General features: G+C 67.6%; 14 protein-coding genes and 1 tRNA gene. 4 read left to right on the top strand and 11 right to left on the bottom strand.

Annotated elements, in window-relative coordinates:
- The first annotated feature begins 191 nt into the window (after nt 1–191).
- On the top strand, nt 192–980 hold the full coding sequence (locus AC5RVS_RS06830; protein WP_494107610.1) for a putative protein N(5)-glutamine methyltransferase: 789 nt from the start codon (nt 192–194) through the stop codon (nt 978–980).
- A 110-nt stretch (nt 981–1,090) separates the two neighbouring features.
- Here AC5RVS_RS06830 and AC5RVS_RS06825 read toward each other — a convergent pair whose 3' ends face one another.
- From AC5RVS_RS06825 to AC5RVS_RS06795, 7 genes are all read right to left on the bottom strand, one after another.
- Nucleotides 1,091–3,049 carry a DEAD/DEAH box helicase gene (locus AC5RVS_RS06825; protein ID WP_494107609.1) on the bottom strand — a complete coding sequence of 653 codons (1,959 nt, stop codon included), beginning with the start codon at nt 3,047–3,049 and terminating at the stop codon, nt 1,091–1,093.
- Nucleotides 3,050–3,440: 391 nt separating this feature from the next.
- The gene (locus AC5RVS_RS06820) at nt 3,441–3,950 is read right to left on the bottom strand and encodes a PadR family transcriptional regulator (protein ID WP_493989417.1); all 510 of its coding nucleotides are present in this window, start codon (nt 3,948–3,950) and stop codon (nt 3,441–3,443) included.
- A 14-nt stretch (nt 3,951–3,964) separates the two neighbouring features.
- Nucleotides 3,965–5,989, bottom strand: coding sequence for an FAD-dependent oxidoreductase (locus tag AC5RVS_RS06815; RefSeq protein ID WP_494107608.1), 2,025 nt, complete (start codon nt 5,987–5,989; stop codon nt 3,965–3,967).
- 90 nt (nt 5,990–6,079) lie between these two features.
- Nucleotides 6,080–6,739, bottom strand: coding sequence for an MOSC domain-containing protein (locus tag AC5RVS_RS06810; protein ID WP_493989419.1), 660 nt, complete (start codon nt 6,737–6,739; stop codon nt 6,080–6,082).
- A gap of 31 nt (nt 6,740–6,770) precedes the next feature.
- The gene (locus tag AC5RVS_RS06805) at nt 6,771–7,223 is read right to left on the bottom strand and encodes a VOC family protein (RefSeq protein WP_493989420.1); all 453 of its coding nucleotides are present in this window, start codon (nt 7,221–7,223) and stop codon (nt 6,771–6,773) included.
- A 78-nt stretch (nt 7,224–7,301) separates the two neighbouring features.
- Complete coding sequence (locus AC5RVS_RS06800; RefSeq protein WP_494107607.1) at nt 7,302–8,462, bottom strand: cystathionine gamma-synthase; 1,161 nt, start codon at nt 8,460–8,462, stop codon at nt 7,302–7,304.
- An 11-nt stretch (nt 8,463–8,473) separates the two neighbouring features.
- Nucleotides 8,474–9,850, bottom strand: a complete 1,377-nt coding sequence (locus AC5RVS_RS06795) for a cystathionine beta-synthase (RefSeq protein ID WP_494107606.1) — start codon at nt 9,848–9,850, stop codon at nt 8,474–8,476.
- A gap of 165 nt (nt 9,851–10,015) precedes the next feature.
- On the opposite strand from AC5RVS_RS06795, the gene AC5RVS_RS06790 reads away from it, so the two are divergent.
- Nucleotides 10,016–10,993 carry a DNA-3-methyladenine glycosylase family protein gene (locus tag AC5RVS_RS06790; RefSeq protein WP_494107605.1) on the top strand — a complete coding sequence of 326 codons (978 nt, stop codon included), beginning with the start codon at nt 10,016–10,018 and terminating at the stop codon, nt 10,991–10,993.
- A gap of 82 nt (nt 10,994–11,075) precedes the next feature.
- On the opposite strand, the gene AC5RVS_RS06785 is transcribed toward AC5RVS_RS06790, so the two are convergent.
- Nucleotides 11,076–11,465, bottom strand: a complete 390-nt coding sequence (locus tag AC5RVS_RS06785; RefSeq protein ID WP_493989424.1) for a thioredoxin family protein — start codon at nt 11,463–11,465, stop codon at nt 11,076–11,078.
- A gap of 162 nt (nt 11,466–11,627) precedes the next feature.
- On the opposite strand from AC5RVS_RS06785, the gene AC5RVS_RS06780 reads away from it, so the two are divergent.
- Nucleotides 11,628–12,035, top strand: a complete 408-nt coding sequence (locus AC5RVS_RS06780) for a hypothetical protein (protein ID WP_494107604.1) — start codon at nt 11,628–11,630, stop codon at nt 12,033–12,035.
- 54 nt (nt 12,036–12,089) lie between these two features.
- On the opposite strand, the gene AC5RVS_RS06775 is transcribed toward AC5RVS_RS06780, so the two are convergent.
- The 3 genes from AC5RVS_RS06775 to AC5RVS_RS06765 form a co-directional block, all read right to left on the bottom strand.
- The gene (locus tag AC5RVS_RS06775) at nt 12,090–13,163 is read right to left on the bottom strand and encodes a lipid II:glycine glycyltransferase FemX (protein WP_494107603.1); all 1,074 of its coding nucleotides are present in this window, start codon (nt 13,161–13,163) and stop codon (nt 12,090–12,092) included.
- A gap of 177 nt (nt 13,164–13,340) precedes the next feature.
- Nucleotides 13,341–13,422: transfer RNA gene (locus AC5RVS_RS06770), tRNA-Tyr, on the bottom strand.
- Nucleotides 13,423–13,517: 95 nt separating this feature from the next.
- Nucleotides 13,518–13,976, bottom strand: a complete 459-nt coding sequence (locus tag AC5RVS_RS06765; RefSeq protein ID WP_494107602.1) for a hypothetical protein — start codon at nt 13,974–13,976, stop codon at nt 13,518–13,520.
- 165 nt (nt 13,977–14,141) lie between these two features.
- Here AC5RVS_RS06765 and AC5RVS_RS06760 point away from each other — a divergent pair, with 165 nt between their 5' ends.
- The gene (locus AC5RVS_RS06760; RefSeq protein WP_494000553.1) at nt 14,142–14,633 is read left to right on the top strand and encodes a YajQ family cyclic di-GMP-binding protein; all 492 of its coding nucleotides are present in this window, start codon (nt 14,142–14,144) and stop codon (nt 14,631–14,633) included.
- Nucleotides 14,634–14,712 lie beyond the last annotated feature (79 nt).

Genomic DNA, 14,712 nt, shown 5'->3' with positions numbered 1-14,712 from the left:
CTGGATGAAATCGGAATCGTGCCTCGTGGTGAAGGCCACACACCCGACGCCGGTCTCCTCCGCGGACCGTGCCGGGCAGCTTGTCTCCGGCGGCGTTTCGGGTGCACAAACTGCAGCCAAGATCACACCGAGGCGGCCACGAGAACGCGGACGAGAGGGTACTCTGGCGTCATTCGAAAGGACTTCCCCCAGTGCAGGTTTCCCCGCCATTGGCCCGGGACGACATCGCCTCCCGGCTGCGTGCCGCAGGCTGCGTCTTTGCCGAGGAAGAGGCCGACCTGCTGCTGGCCGAGGGCGGTCCCCGGGAAGCCATTACCGCCAGGGTGGAACAGCGGGAAGCCGGGGCGCCCCTGGAACATGTCCTGGGTTGGGCCGGGTTCTGTGGCTTGCGTATCTACGTGGCCCCCGGGGTTTTCGTCCCCCGGCGGAGGACGGAGTTCCTGGTCCGGCAGGCTGCGGCTTTAGCCGCGGCGCCCACCGGCGTCGTCGTCGATTTGTGCTGTGGCTCGGGCGCCGTGGGGGCGGCGCTGGGTGGATTGCTCGGGCCCGCCGAACTACACGCCGCAGATGTGGATCCGGCGGCGGTGGCGTGCGCGCGGACAAACCTGCCGGCGGCACAGGTGCACACGGGCGACCTGTACGCGGCGCTGCCCGTGGCCTTGCGGGGCCGCGTCGACGTGCTGACCGCGAACGTCCCCTACGTGCCCACGGAGGAGATCACGTTGCTGCCGCCCGAAGCCCGCCTCCATGAGGCATGGCGGGCGCTCGACGGCGGTTCCGACGGCCTGGCGGTCATGCGGCGGGTCGCGGAGGGGGCACCGGACTGGCTCGCGCCGGGCGGATCCGTCCTGGTGGAAACGAGCGAGCGGCAGGCGGAGGCAGCGGCCGGGGTTTTCGAAGCACGCGGACTGGTGCCGGCCATCGCCCGTTCCGAGGAGTACGCCTCCACGGTGGTCTCCGGCACCCGGCCCACTGGTTGAAAGGGTCCGGGCCCGCTGCTTGAAGGGGCGGGGCCGTTAAATGCCTCCGGGGCACCTGTCCATGACAGATGCCCCGGAAGGGGGATGACTAGCTGGAAGCCGGTCCCAGGTCAGTCGCGCGTGTGGCGCGGCTTGCGCGCGGCGCCAAACCCACGGTCGCTGCGCTCCCCGCCGAATCCACGGTCGCTGCGGTCGCCGCTGAAGCTGCGTTCGCCGTCGCTCTTGTACGGACGGTCCCCTTCAAACTTCTTCTTGTAGGGGCGCTCGCCGTCGAACTTCTTCTTGAACGGCCGGTCGCTCCGGTCGCTGCGGAAGCCGCCGCGGTGTCCGCTGGCGACGTCGTCGCGGTCCCGGCGCGGCTTGCGGCCGCCATCCAGCTCCAGGTGGATCAGCTCGCCGCCGATGCGGGTCTTGGACAGCGCGCGCAACTGGTCCTTGCTCAGGTCCGCGGGCAGCTCAACCAGCGAGTGGTCCGAGCGGATGTCGATGCCGCCGATCTGCGCGGCGGACAGGCCGCCCTCGTTCGCGATGGCGCCGACGATGGATCCGGGCATCACGCGGTTCCGGCGCCCCACGGCGATCCGGTAGGTCGCGTTGCCCTCGGTCAGGGTGCGGGACGGGCCGCGCGAATTCATGCTGTCGCGCCCGCCGCCGGCACGCTCGCGCTGGCCCTTCGGTGCTTCGGGCAGGTCCTGGACCAGCAGCGGACGTCCGCCCTGGGCCATGACGGCCAGCGCGGCCGCAATTTCGGCGGCCGGCACGTCGTGCTCGGTCTCGTAGTTCGCGATCAGGTCGCGGAACATCGAGACGTCCTCGGAAGCCAGGGTCTCGGTGATCTGTTCCGCGAACTTGCTCATGCGCAGGTTGTTGATGGTCTCGGCCGAGGGCAGGTTCATCTGCTCGACGGGCTGGCGGGTGGCCTTCTCAATCGCCCGCAGCAGGTACTTCTCGCGCGGGGTCATGAACAGGATGGCGTCGCCCGAGCGGCCCGCACGGCCGGTGCGGCCGATGCGGTGCACGTAGGACTCGGTGTCGTGCGGGATGTCGTAGTTGACCACGAGGGTGATGCGTTCGACGTCCAGCCCGCGGGCGGCAACGTCCGTGGCGACCAGGATGTCGATCTTGCCGTCGCGCAGGGCCTCGACGGTGCGCTCACGCTGCTGCTGCGGGATGTCGCCGTTGATGGCGGCGGCCCGGTAGCCGCGGGCCTTGAGCTTGTCGGCGAGGTCCTCGGTAGCCATCTTGGTGCGCACGAAGGCGATGACGCCGTCGAAATCTTCGGCTTCCAGGATCCGGGTCATGGCATCCAGCTTGTGCGGGCCCATGACCTGCAGGTAGCGCTGGCGGGTGTTGGTGCCCGTGGTGGTCTTGGCCTTGACCGTGATCTCGGCCGGGTCCTTCAGGTACTTCTTCGCGATCCGGCGGATGGCGGTCGGCATGGTCGCCGAGAACAGGGCAACCTGCTTGCTTTCCGGGGTCTTGGAGAGGATCTGGTCGACCTCTTCGGCGAAGCCCATGCGCAGCATCTCGTCGGCCTCGTCCAGCACCAGGTACTGGAGTTCGGACAGGTCCAGCGAGCCCTTCTCGATGTGGTCGATCACGCGGCCGGGGGTACCGACAACCACTTGGGCGCCGCGGCGCAGGCCGGCCAGCTGGGGGCCGTACGCGGAGCCGCCGTAGACGGGCAGCACGGTGAAGTCGTCCATGTGTGCGGCATAGGAGGAGAAGGCCTCGGCCACCTGCAGGGCCAGTTCACGGGTGGGGGCCAGCACCAGGATCTGGGTGTTCTTGGTCGGCGGCAGTTCGGCCATCCGGGAGAGGGCGGGAACCGCAAACGCCGCGGTCTTGCCCGTGCCGGTCTGGGCCAGGCCGACGACGTCGCGCCCTTCGAGCAGCACGGGGATGGTGGCGGCCTGGATGGGCGACGGCTTCTCGTAGCCGACGTCGGTCAGTGCTGCCAGGACACGGCCGTCAAGGCCGAAGTCGGTAAAGAGTACGGTGTTCTCGTCTTCGACGGCCGGGGCGGCGTCGGTGTTTTCGGGCAGGGTATTAACAGTGTTTTCGGACACGGGGCAGTTCCTCGTATTCAGCTGGGGACCGGTGGCCGCGGCACATTAATGTCCGCGGTCCTCTGACTCAAAGCCCGGCGCTATTCCAATCCCGTGGCAGGGCTTTCCGCCGCTTCGCTGGCCACCCGCAAGCTGCGGAGAGACCTGGCGGCGTTTTCTTTAGCCGGCGCTCCCAAACATGAAACTGCCCGCCGCTTAGAGGCGGGCCCACACACAATCAGACGCTTCGACAAGACCGTAAACGGCATTATCGCGCAGAACTAAGGGAATACCGACAGTGGGGGATGTATCCAGTGTACGGCACGCTCCGGCTGGCCAAGGACAGAGAGCACGACGACGGGCGGTGACCTTTGGCACAGCGGCGCCCGGCGCCGTGTGACGGTTCGTGTTCCTACTCCCCTTGCAGGGTCTGCTCGGCCCACTCGATCCAGGCCTCCTCGAACATGATGCCCGCCCGCAGCACGGCCCGCTGCAGCCGGTTGGCGTCGGTCCAGGTGCCCCGCTGGTCGAGTTGGCGATAGGCCTCGAGCTGCGTGCGGTGCAGGCCCAGATGCCGCTCGATCTCGCCGGCGATCGGGACGTCTCCGAGCACCGAGGAGGCGCGGAGGCGGATCATCAGTTCCTCCCGGACCGGGCGGGGGTTCTGCTGTTCGTCGGTCCAGCGCCGCAATTCCTCCCGGCCCACGGCAAGGACCTGGTACTCCTTGGCACGCCCGCGGCTGGAGTCGCGGCCGGTCGACTCGACCAGGCCGTGCTGTTCCAGCTTGGCGAGCTCGCGGTAAATCTGCTGGTGTGTCGCCGGCCAGAAGAAACCGAACGACTTGTCGAACCGGCGGGCCAGTTCTGCCCCGGATCCGGGGCGTTCCAGCAAGGCAGTGAGGATGGCGTGCGGCAAGGACATGGCAGCTCGTTCCGTTACAGTGCCGCAGCCAGCCGGGTCGCCTGGTTGATGGCGCGTTTGGCGTCGAGTTCGGCCGCCACGTCGGCGCCTCCGACCAGGTGGACCGGCAGCCCCGCGGCTTCCAGCGCCTGCTGCAACTCCCGCTGGGGTTCCTGGCCGGTGCAGAGCACCACGTTGTCGACGGCGAGCACCGTGTCGGTGCCGTCGACGGTCAGGTGCAGTCCGTCGTCGTCGATCTTGCGGTAGGTAACGGCAGGGATCATCTGCACGCCGCGGCTCTTGAGCTCGGCCCGGTGGATCCATCCGGTCGTCTTGCCCAGTCCCGCTCCGAGCTTGAATTCCTTGCGCTGCAGCAGATAGACGCTCCGGGCGGGGCGTTCGGGCCGGGGCGCCGCCAGGCCGCCGCGCACTTCCGGGTCGTCGTCGACTCCCCAGTGCTCGCGGAACCGGTCCGGATCCAGGGTGGCGCTGGGGCCGGCCTGGGTGATGTACGTGCTCACGTCGAAGCCGATGCCGCCGGCTCCCAGCACTGCGACAGTTTCACCCAGCTGCCGGTGGTCGCGCAGCACGTCCAGGTAGCCGAGCACGCTCGGGTGGTCCACGCCGTCCAGGTCCGGAAGCCGGGGCACCACGCCGGTGGCGAGGACGACCTCGTCAAACCCGCCCTCGGCCAGGGCGGCCGCCGTGGCCCGGGTGTTCAGCCGCACCTCGACCCCGAGCAGCTCCAGTTGGCGGCTGAAGTAGCGGATGGTCTCGTGGAACTCTTCCTTGCCCGGGATCTGCTTGGCCAGGTTGAACTGGCCGCCGATGCCGTCCGCCGCTTCAAAGAGCGTGACCCGGTGGCCGCGCCTGGCCGCGGTGACGGCACAGGCCAGCCCCGCCGGCCCCGCCCCGACCACGGCCAGCGATTTGGGCTCGGGGGCGGGAGCGATCAGCAGTTCTGTCTCGTGGCAGGCCTGCGGATTGACCAGGCAGGAGGTGGTTTTGCCGACGAAAGTGTGGTCCAGGCAGGCCTGGTTGCAGGCGATGCAGGTATTGATCTCGTCAGCCCGTCCGCGCGAGGCCTTGAGCACGAATGCCGGATCGGCGAGCAACGGGCGGGCCATGGACACCATGTCGGCGTATCCGCCGGCCAGCAGCTGTTCGGCGGTATCCGGGTTGTTGATCCGGTTGGTGGTTACCAACGGAATTCCGACGGCGCCCATCAGCCGGCGGGTGACCCAGGAGAAACCGGCACGTGGGACCGAGGTGGCGATGGTGGGCACCCGGGATTCGTGCCAACCGATGCCGGTATTGATGATGGTGGCCCCTGCGGCTTCGACTCCGCGGGCCAGTTCGGCGACTTCCTCGAAGCTGGACCCGCCTTCCACCAGGTCCAGCATGGACAGGCGGTAGATGATGATGAAATCCTCCCCCACCCGCTCGCGGGTCCGGCGGACAACCTCCAGCGGGAAGCGGATCCGGTTGCGGTAGCTGCCGCCCCAGCCGTCGGTCCGCTGGTTGGTGCGGGCGGCGATGAACTCGTTGATCAGGTATCCCTCGGACCCCATGATCTCCACGCCGTCGTAGCCTGCTTCGCGGGCCAGCGCGGCCGCGTTCGCGAAGTCCTCGATGGTTTGCCCGATCTCCGGCTCGCTGAGCCCGCGGGGCGTAAACGGGCTGATCGGAGCCTGCAGCGGGCTGGGCGCTACCGGTGCGGGATGCGCGGCGTAACGTCCGGCGTGCAGCAATTGAAGCGCAATCCGCCCTCCCGCGGCATGGACCGCGCCGGTGATGATCGTGTGGCGGGCGGCGTCCTCCGCCGTCGTCATCATGGCACCGCCGGGCTGCAGCCTGCCGTCGGCGTTGGGGGCGAAGCCGCCGGTCACGATCAGCCCGACGCCGCCGCGCGCGCGTTCGGCGTAGAAGGCCGCCATGCGCTCGAAGCCGCCGGGCAGTTCCTCGAGCCCAACGTGCATGGACCCCATCAGCACCCGGTTGGGCAGGACCGTGAAGCCGAGGTCCAGCGGTTCAAACAACTTCGGGTAGGCCACGGCCACGATGCACTCCTTTGCACAACAAGTTGCATAAAGCCTACGGTGCGATGGTTCGGCGGACAACCCCGGCCGCGAGGGGTACAGTCGCTGTCCTCAGGCGTGGACGCGGCCCCGGTCCAGCACCCTCCGGACTGCTTTGCCGACGTTGCCGTGCAGCGAAATCTCGCCGGTTGCCTCGGAAGCCCGCAGCGCCTGCGCCTGCTCAGGGCTGAGCCCCAGCGATGATGCCGCCACGCTGACGCCGTGCGCGGGGCGGAAAAGGACGCGGATGCTGTCACCGGCGGCGAGGGAGCCGGGGGTGACGACCTTGAGATAGGCACCGGGCAGCCCCTTGCGCCGGAAGCGCTTGACCCACTGGGGCTCGCCCATGTGGCGGGCGAAGGTGGCGCAGGGTATCCGCGGCATCGTCACTTCGACGACGACGTCGGGGCCGACCTGCCACCGCTCCCCCACCAGCGCGCCGCTGACTTCCAGGCCCGTGGTCCGCAGGTTTTCGCCGAACAGCCCCGGCGGGATGTCGCGCCCGAGCTCGGCCGACCACGCGTCGGCATCTTCCTGGGCATAGGCGTAGAGGGCCTTGAGCTCTCCGCCGTGGTTTTTGCGGTCCGCCTGGACATCGGCGCGCAGCCCCGTCGGGTGGACCGGCACCCGTTCGTCCACCGGGCGCTTATCGATCCCGGTGATTCCCACCTTGCTGGCATCGGGCTTCAGGGCGTGCAGCCGACAGAGGGCCAGCAGGGATCCGGAATTCATGGGGCAATCATATGTTCGGCCGGATACTTGCTCAGGCGTGCCCCTCGTAGCTGATGTCCTGTTCCTTGGCCCCGTCGGCCGGCAGCGGTTGGCCGCGGTATTTTCCGATGGCCCAGAGATTTCCGTCCGGGTCGTTGATGCCGAAGCCGCGGTCGCCGTAGTCGGTGTCCTGCAGGTCCCGGATGATCGACGCCCCGGCTGCCTTCATGCGCGCGTACGCGCCGTCCGGGTCCCGGGTGTAGACGTTAAGCTGGGCCGAGCCGGGTTCCCTGGCCCACAGGGTCCCCTCCGCGTGGCTGGAAACCATCACCATGCCGCCTTCGGGCCAGAGCAGCTCGGCGTGCACCACCAGGCCGTGTTCCTCGAACCGTGCGTGCTCGGTGAATCCCATGGTTTCGGTCAGGAACTCGATCAGTTCGTGCGCCCTGCGCGACTGCAGACCGGCGACAACGCTGGCCGGAGGGTACTGCTTGTTCGCATCCATGGACACAGTATTCTCTTCCGGCCCCGGACGCGCCAGAGGCGGCGGCCCGGCCTGCCGGTACCGCCGCCTCTTGCGCGCCTAGAGCTGGCCGAACGCCTTTTCCAGGTCCGCGATCAAGTCGTCGATGTCCTCGATGCCCACCGACAGCCGGATCAGGTTCTCCGGCACCGCCAATTCGGTGCCTTTCACCGAGGCATGGGTCATCTCCGACGGGTAGTTGACCAGCGACTCGATGCCGCCGAGCGATTCCGCCAGCGTGAACACCTCGGTGGACTCGGCCACCTTGCGGGCCGCCGCCTCGCCGCCTGTGAACGAAACGGAGACCATGCCGCCGAAGCCGCGCATCTGTTTCTTGGCCAGCTCGTGGCCGGGGTGCTCGGGCAGGCCCGGGTAGTAGACGGCCTCGACTTCGGCCCTGCCCTGCAGCCATTCGGCCACGGCCTGGGCATTGGCCGAGTGCCGGTCCATCCGCACGCCCAGCGTCTTCAGGCCGCGGGTGGTCAGGAAAGCGTCCAGCGGGGCGGAGACCGCACCCACCGCGAACTGCACGAAACCGACCTTCTCGGCGAGCGCGTCGTCGTTGAGCACCACGGCGCCCCCGATCACGTCCGAATGTCCGCCGATGTACTTGGTGGTCGAATGCACCACGACGTCGGCGCCGAAGGCCAGCGGGTTCTGCAGGTACGGAGAGGCGAAGGTGTTGTCCACGACCAGCAGCGCGCCGGCGGCGTGGGCCAGCTCGGCCAGCGCGGCAATGTCGGTGACCTTCATCATCGGGTTGGAGGGGGTTTCCACCCAGAGGAACCGGGCCTTGTGCTCGCTGACCGCGGCGGCCACGGCCGACTCGTCGGACATGTCCACCACGGTGTGGCCGATCCCCCAGGCACCGAGCACGCGGCTGATCAGCCGGTAGGTCCCGCCATAGGCGTCGTTGCCCAGCACGATGTGGTCGCCCGGGGAGAGCAGGGCACGAATCAGCGCATCCTCGGCGGCCAGCCCGGAGGCGAAGGAGAAGGCGTGCTTGCCGCCTTCCACCGCCGCCAACTGCACCTGCAGCGAGTCCCGGGTCGGGTTGGTGCCGCGGCCGTACTCGTAGCCGTTCCGCAGCCCGCCGATGCCGTCCTGGGCGTAGGTCGAAGACTGGTAGATCGCGGGCACCACCGCGCCGGTGGCCTGGTCCGGCATCTGGCCGGCATGCACGGCGCGGGTGTTAAACCCCTGGTTGTTCTCTGCGCTCATTCTTCTCTCCTTCAGCTCGTCAGGTAGGACAGCAGGTCGTGGCGGGTCAGCACGCCCACCGGGGCACCGGCCAGCGTCACCAGCACGCCGTCGACCGCCTGCAGCTTCTCGCGGGCGGCAGAAACCGGCTCCAGCGCACCGACCAGCGGCATCGCCGCACCCAGGTGGTCGCCGACCTTGTCTGTCAGCTTCGCCTCGTTCTTGAACAGCTTGGCCGTCAGTTCGCGTTCGTTCACGGCTCCGACCACCTCGCCCATGACCACCGGCGGCTCCTGGGAGAGCACGGGCAGGGTCGAGACGCCGAACTCGTTCATGATCCCGATGACGTCGCGCACCGTCTCGTAGGGATGGGTGTGGACCAGGTCCGGCAGCACGCCGCTCTTGCCCCGCAGTACCTCGCCCACGGTCGCTTCGTCCGCGCCGGCGATAAAGCCGTAGGACTTCATCCAGTCGTCGTTGAAGATCTTGCCCAGGTAGCCGCGGCCGGAGTCGGGCAGGATCACGACCACGATGTCGTCCGGCCCCAGCCCTTCGGCCACCTTCAGCGCGGCCACCACGGCCATGCCGGAGGAACCGCCGACCAGCAGTCCCTCCTCCTGGGCCAGCCGCCGGGTCATCGCGAATGCCTCGGCGTCGTTGACGGCCAGCACCTCGTCCGGAACCGACTTGTCGTAGTTGTCCGGCCACATGTCCTCGCCGACGCCCTCGACGAAGTACGGCCGTCCGCTGCCACCGGAATAGACCGAGCCCTCAGGGTCGGCGCCGATGATTTTCACGGGACCGCCGGGGCGGTCGGCGGAAATTTCCTTCAGGTAGCGGCCGGTTCCCGTGATGGTTCCGCCGGTGCCGGCGCCGATCACCACATGGGTGACCCGGCCGTCCGTGTCGCGCCAGATCTCCGGGCCGGTCGACTCGTAATGGCTGGCCGGCGCCGCCGGGTTGTTGAACTGGTCCGGCTTGAAGCCGCCGTCCACCTCGGTCACCAGCCGGTCGGAGACGCCGTAGTAGGACTCCGGGCTGTCCGGGGCCACGGAGGTCGGGGTGACGACGACGTCCGCGCCGTAGGCCTTGAGCACGTCGCGCTTTTCCAGGCCCACCTTGTCCGGGGTCACGAAGATGGACTTGTAGCCCTTCTGCTGGGCCACCAGGGCCAAACCCACCCCGGTGTTGCCGCTGGTGGGTTCGATGACCGTGCCGCCGGGCTTCAGCCGCCCGTCCTTCTCGGCTTCTTCGATCATCTTCACCGCGATGCGGTCCTTGATCGAACCGCCCGGGTTGAAATACTCCACCTTCGCCAGAACGGTGGCGGCAAGACCTTCGGTCACTTTGTTCAGCTTGACCAACGGGGTGTTGCCGATCAGGTCCAGAACAGAATTGGCATATTTCATGGGCCCAAATCTACCCGCCAGCGTATCCGGGGGCACATCCGGCGTAAGACGGGTTCATGCCCGGGCCCGCGTGCGGCTGCCGTGGCCCGCGCCTGAGCGACGCGCGCCTTGCATGAACCGGTCCAGGGGGAAGGAACTGTCCGGAGCGCGTGGGACGATTAATCCATGCTGTCCACCGCCACCGCGCCCGGCACCGGGCTCACTGCACTGGTGGAGTTTCCGGAGCCGTATGACCTGCGCGGAACGCTGTCCATCCTGTCCCGCGGCACGCAGGATCCCACCGCCCGGATTGACGACGCCGGTGCCTGGCTGACGCTGAACACCTCCGCCGGCGCGGCTACCCTGCGCCTCACCCACGGTGCGGGAGGGCACGACGGCAGCCGGGGCACCGCCGTCGTCATGGGACAGGCGTGGGGGCCGGGTGCCGAGGAAGCACTCGCCGGGCTCCCCGCGCTGCTGGGGGCGGACGATGACTGGTCGGGGTTTGACACCCCGGATTTCCACGCGGGCCTGCCCCGCCTGGTGCGTGAGCCGCGCCGGCGGCATCCCGGGCTGCGGCTGCCGGCAACCGGGCGGATGATTGATGCGCTGGTGCCGGTGATCCTGGAGCAGAAGATCACCACGATCGAGGCGCGCTACTCCTACAAATACCTCGTCCGCCGGCACGGGACGCCGGCCCCGGGGCCCGCACCGAGCGGGCTCATGGTCCCGCCGACGGCGCAGGGGTGGCGGCGCATCCCGTCCTGGGACTGGCACCGGGCGGGGGTGGACTCGAAGCGCTCGGCCACCATCATGCGGGCCTGTTCCTCGGCCGGTGCCCTGGAACGGCTGGCGTCGTTGCCGGCCGGCGAAGAACTGGCCGGCCGGCTGTGCACCGTTCCGGGGATTGGCCCGTGGACCGCGGCCGAGACCGCGCAGCGCACGCACGGGGACCCGGACTCGGTGTCGGTGGGCGACTTCCATCTGCCTGCGTTCGTCGGCTACGCCCTCACCGGCCGCAAGACGGACGACGCCGGCATGCTCGAGCTCCTGGAACCGTGGAGGGGCCACCGCCAGCGGGTGGTGCGGATGCTGGTGCTGAGCGGTTTCCGCAAGCCCGCGTTCGGACCGCGGCTGGCGCCGCAGGACCACCGCCGGCACTAACGCCGAAAAGCGACTTTCAGCTTAAAGACCGAGGGAGCAGGGCATGCGCCCCGCTCCCCCAGGAGTCCTGACCGCCGTGCGGTTATTCGGAAGCCTGGCCGTCCTGCGCCGCCTGCTGCTGGGCAGCCACCTGGGCGTGGACTTCCTGCATGTCCAGGCCCTTGACTGCGTCCACCAACTGCCCGAACTGGCTGGAGTTCAGGGCGCCGGGCTGGGAGAACACCAGCACCTTTTCGCGGAATGCCATGAGGGTCGGAATCGAGGTGATGCCGGCCGCGGCGGCCAGGCCCTGCTCGGCTTCGGTGTCCACCTTGGCGAAGACGATGTCGCCGTGTTCCTCGGACGCGGCATCGTAGACGGGGGCAAACTGCTTGCACGGGCCGCACCAGTCGGCCCAGAAGTCAACGAACACAATGTCGTTTTCTTCGATGGTTTGCGGAAACTGGGCCTCGGTGAGATCGATGGTTGCCATACCTCCACGCTAACGCGCCAGGTTGCGGCCTGTCGCCCCTGTTCGCTCAGCGCATGAGCTTCCGCCCGGACCGTTATCCACAATCCGCTGCCGGGGCTACCGGCTGCGGTGGCCGGATCCCTAAGGTCGATCCCACCAGAGACTGCGACCGGAGGAAATGCCATGAACCGCTGCACCGTGCTGATTGTCACCGACGGACTGGAACTGGACGCCGCCATTTCCAAGAGCATCGCCGTGATGGACGAGCTTCAGGAGCATCTGCCGTTTGCCCATGACCCGTCACGGAACGAGCTGTACGCCGTGGGTGAGGGCGCCTCGCTGAAGGACAGGATCGGTCTGCCGCACGGCAGGCCCGGCGCCGGCCCGGCGGCCACCTATGTGGGCGACCTGCACTGCATCTGGAGCGATGGAAAGTGGTACACGCCGGCCGACTGCCCGCCCGCTCCGGCGGACCATAACGACGCAACGGCCTGGCAGTGGCTGTACTACAACGTCATGCACAATTCCGGCCGGAAAACGTACTGCTTCCTCTGGGACATCCACCCGCTGCCGCTGGCCGAAGCGGCCTGAGCACGGGCTGCCCGGGCCTATGCCCGGGGCATCCGCCGAGGCCGACGGCGCCGCTCAGTAGAAGGGCTGGTGGCGGCGGCGCACGTAGAGGCCGCGGGCAATCTTCTCTCCGGCAGCGGACCACAGCTTGTACTTCAACGGGGAGATCACCTGGTCATAGCAGCCGACGAAATCGGTGATGGTCTTGGTGAAGCTGGTCTTGAACAGGCCCAGCCCGTAGTACTCGTGTTCGGTGTTTTTGAGTTCGGACGACGGCGGAGTTCCGCACAGGTCGTAAGTAGTAATGCCCAGCTCCTTGAGCTGGTTCATGGCCGTCCACTGAATCAGGTGGGAGTCCCCGTACTGCTTGCGGCGCGGCAGCGATCCGCCGTCTTTGTAGGTGCCCTTGCGTCCGTAGTTGACCACGAAAGCGCCCACCGACGGCTTGCCGTCTTCGTAGGTGAACAGCAGCCGGCCCTGCCCCGCGGCAATGAAGTTGCCCCAGAACGCCTTGAAGTACTCAAAGGAGCGGACCTGTACGTTCTTCTGGCCCTGCTGCACCTGCCCCATCAGGTTGAACATCGCCCTGAAGTTCTCTTCCGTCGGTTCGGCCGTCACCACTTCGGCGCCCTCGCGGATGGCGCGGCGTACGGCGTTGCGCCCGCGCGACGAGAAGCTCTTGAGGACGACGTCCGGCTCCGGGGAGATGTCGACGATCGCGGTGTGGTCGTTCGGCTGCAGGTCTGGCATTTTGACCAGGCCTTCGCCCGCCAGCAGCGCGCGCGTGCCGTCGGTAGCCTCGACGTCCGGCTCGATCCGGATCGCGAAGACGCCGCGTGCATGCTCCCGGCAGAAGTTACGGTTGGCCTCGAAGATGCCGGGCAGGTCCTCGGGCGAGGCAACGTCCGGGCCCTTGATCATGTACCAGTATTTGCCCAGCAGCGGGACCTGCTTTTCCAGCACCAGGTTGTAGCTGGTGTAGTCCTCTGTCTCATACGCGAGGTACAGCGGCTTCCACCCGTGGTCCGCCTTGACCAGGGCGTAGGCCTTGGCTTGCAGCATGTTGCCGCCGTTGGGATTGGCCGTGATATGGCTGTCCCATGCCTCGATTTCCTCCGGCGTCGCGAAGCGGGCGGTGAATTGTCGCAAGAGAACTCCTCGTCGTGGCAGCTGGTCGCCGCCGGTCACATCCGCGGTCAAGTCTATCGACGCCGGTCCCCGACCCTGTGCCGGGGAGTGAACCAGCGGCGGCCGGCATGGCCGGCAGGTATGGAAAAACCCCGTCCCACCAGTAATTCACCTGGTCAGACGGGGTTTCCCGTTCGGTGGCAGATGAGGGATTCGAACCCCCGTAGGCAATGCCAGCTGATTTACAGTCAGCCCCCTTTGGCCGCTCGGGTAATCTGCCGAACGCCTTCTTCAGAAGAAGACCGCTTCCCCGTGAGGAAGCAAGACAACTTTACACAAAGATCGGCCCAAGAATCGAATCGGGCCCCGCAGGGCCTACAAACCCCGGGAAATCCGCTCCTGCATCTGCCCGACGAACCGCTCTGCCTGCTCCGCGGTGACCAACTGCAGCCGTACCGCCTGATCCATCTCGCGGCGGATGCCGTCCAACCGGGCGGCCCGCCCGGAACCGGACGCCTCGCCCGCGGCGCCGGAGGGTCCGCCCAAGCCTGCCGACCCGCCACCGCCGGTGGGGCCATAGCCGCCGGCGCCCTCGAAGAGGGTTCCGCTCGTGACGTCTTGCCGAAGTTCGCGCCCCAGCTCTTGGGTGTCCCGACGGAGCAAAGAAGCCGCGCCGGCCGCCGCGGCGGGCGCCTGGACGGACGCCAGGGAGGCAGTGCCCGCCGAGGCCGGCGCGGAGCCCATCACAACCACGGTGGCGACGGCCGTTACGGTCAGGACCGAACCCGCGGCAACCCTCATCGACGTGACTATGTACCGCGGGCGTGCTCCCATGCGTGCTTCTCCTGAAGATTGGTGATTGATACGGCTTTGTGATTCTCGCGGATCGGGATGAAGGAACGATGGACGGAACCTGCGTCCCAGCTGGGAAAGCCGCGCGTTCGGGTGCGATTCAGTAGGCTGGTGCCAAGACACATACGCCCCGACCCAGGAGGAACCATGGCCAGCGATTCTTCGTTCGACATCGTCAGCAAGGTGGACAAGCAGGAAGTCGCCAACGCGTTGAACCAGGCGCAGAAGGAAATCGCACAGCGCTATGACTTCAAGGGAGTCGGCGCCGAGGTTGATTTCAGTGGCGAGAAAATCCTGATGAAGGCCAACTCCGAGGAACGGGTCAAGGCTGTTCTGGACGTGCTTCAGTCGAAGCTGGTCAAGCGCGGCATTTCGTTGAAGTCGCTGGACGCCGGCGAGCCGTTCGCTTCGGGCAAGGAGTACCGGATCGAGGCCGGCGTCAAGGAGGGCATCGCCCAGGACCAGGCCAAGAAGATCTCGAAAATCATCCGCGACGAAGGCCCCAAGGGAGTGAAGGCCCAGATCCAAGGTGACGAACTCCGCGTCACCTCGAAGTCCCGGGACGACCTGCAGGAAGTCATTTCGCTGCTCAAGGGCTCCGACCTGGACGTCGACCTGCAGTTCATCAACTACCGGTAGCCCGGGACATAACGCTTAGTCAGAGCATGATTACTAGTCGTTAGTCCGCAGAGGGTCCGTAGGAGTGCCAAGGACCGCA

The organism is Arthrobacter sp. Y3221048, from assembly GCF_059092685.1.
The sequence above is the reverse complement of the archived record's forward strand: the minus strand, read 5'-3'. Positions and strand labels throughout refer to the sequence as shown.

Bases quoted from the DNA above. Each gene is read 5' to 3' on its own strand.
- AC5RVS_RS06820 (WP_493989417.1), bottom strand. From the start codon at position 3,950: ATGTCCTTGCCGCACGCCATCCTCACTGCCTTGCTGGAACGCCCCGGA.
- AC5RVS_RS06810 (WP_493989419.1), bottom strand. From the start codon at position 6,739: ATGAATTCCGGATCCCTGCTGGCCCTCTGTCGGCTGCACGCCCTGAAG.
- AC5RVS_RS06805 (WP_493989420.1), bottom strand. From the start codon at position 7,223: ATGGATGCGAACAAGCAGTACCCTCCGGCCAGCGTTGTCGCCGGTCTG.
- AC5RVS_RS06800 (WP_494107607.1), bottom strand. From the start codon at position 8,462: ATGAGCGCAGAGAACAACCAGGGGTTTAACACCCGCGCCGTGCATGCC.
- AC5RVS_RS06795 (WP_494107606.1), bottom strand. From the start codon at position 9,850: ATGAAATATGCCAATTCTGTTCTGGACCTGATCGGCAACACCCCGTTG.
- AC5RVS_RS06790 (WP_494107605.1), top strand. From the start codon at position 10,016: ATGCTGTCCACCGCCACCGCGCCCGGCACCGGGCTCACTGCACTGGTG.
- AC5RVS_RS06785 (WP_493989424.1), bottom strand. From the start codon at position 11,465: ATGGCAACCATCGATCTCACCGAGGCCCAGTTTCCGCAAACCATCGAA.
- AC5RVS_RS06780 (WP_494107604.1), top strand. From the start codon at position 11,628: ATGAACCGCTGCACCGTGCTGATTGTCACCGACGGACTGGAACTGGAC.
- AC5RVS_RS06765 (WP_494107602.1), bottom strand. From the start codon at position 13,976: ATGGGAGCACGCCCGCGGTACATAGTCACGTCGATGAGGGTTGCCGCG.
- AC5RVS_RS06760 (WP_494000553.1), top strand. From the start codon at position 14,142: ATGGCCAGCGATTCTTCGTTCGACATCGTCAGCAAGGTGGACAAGCAG.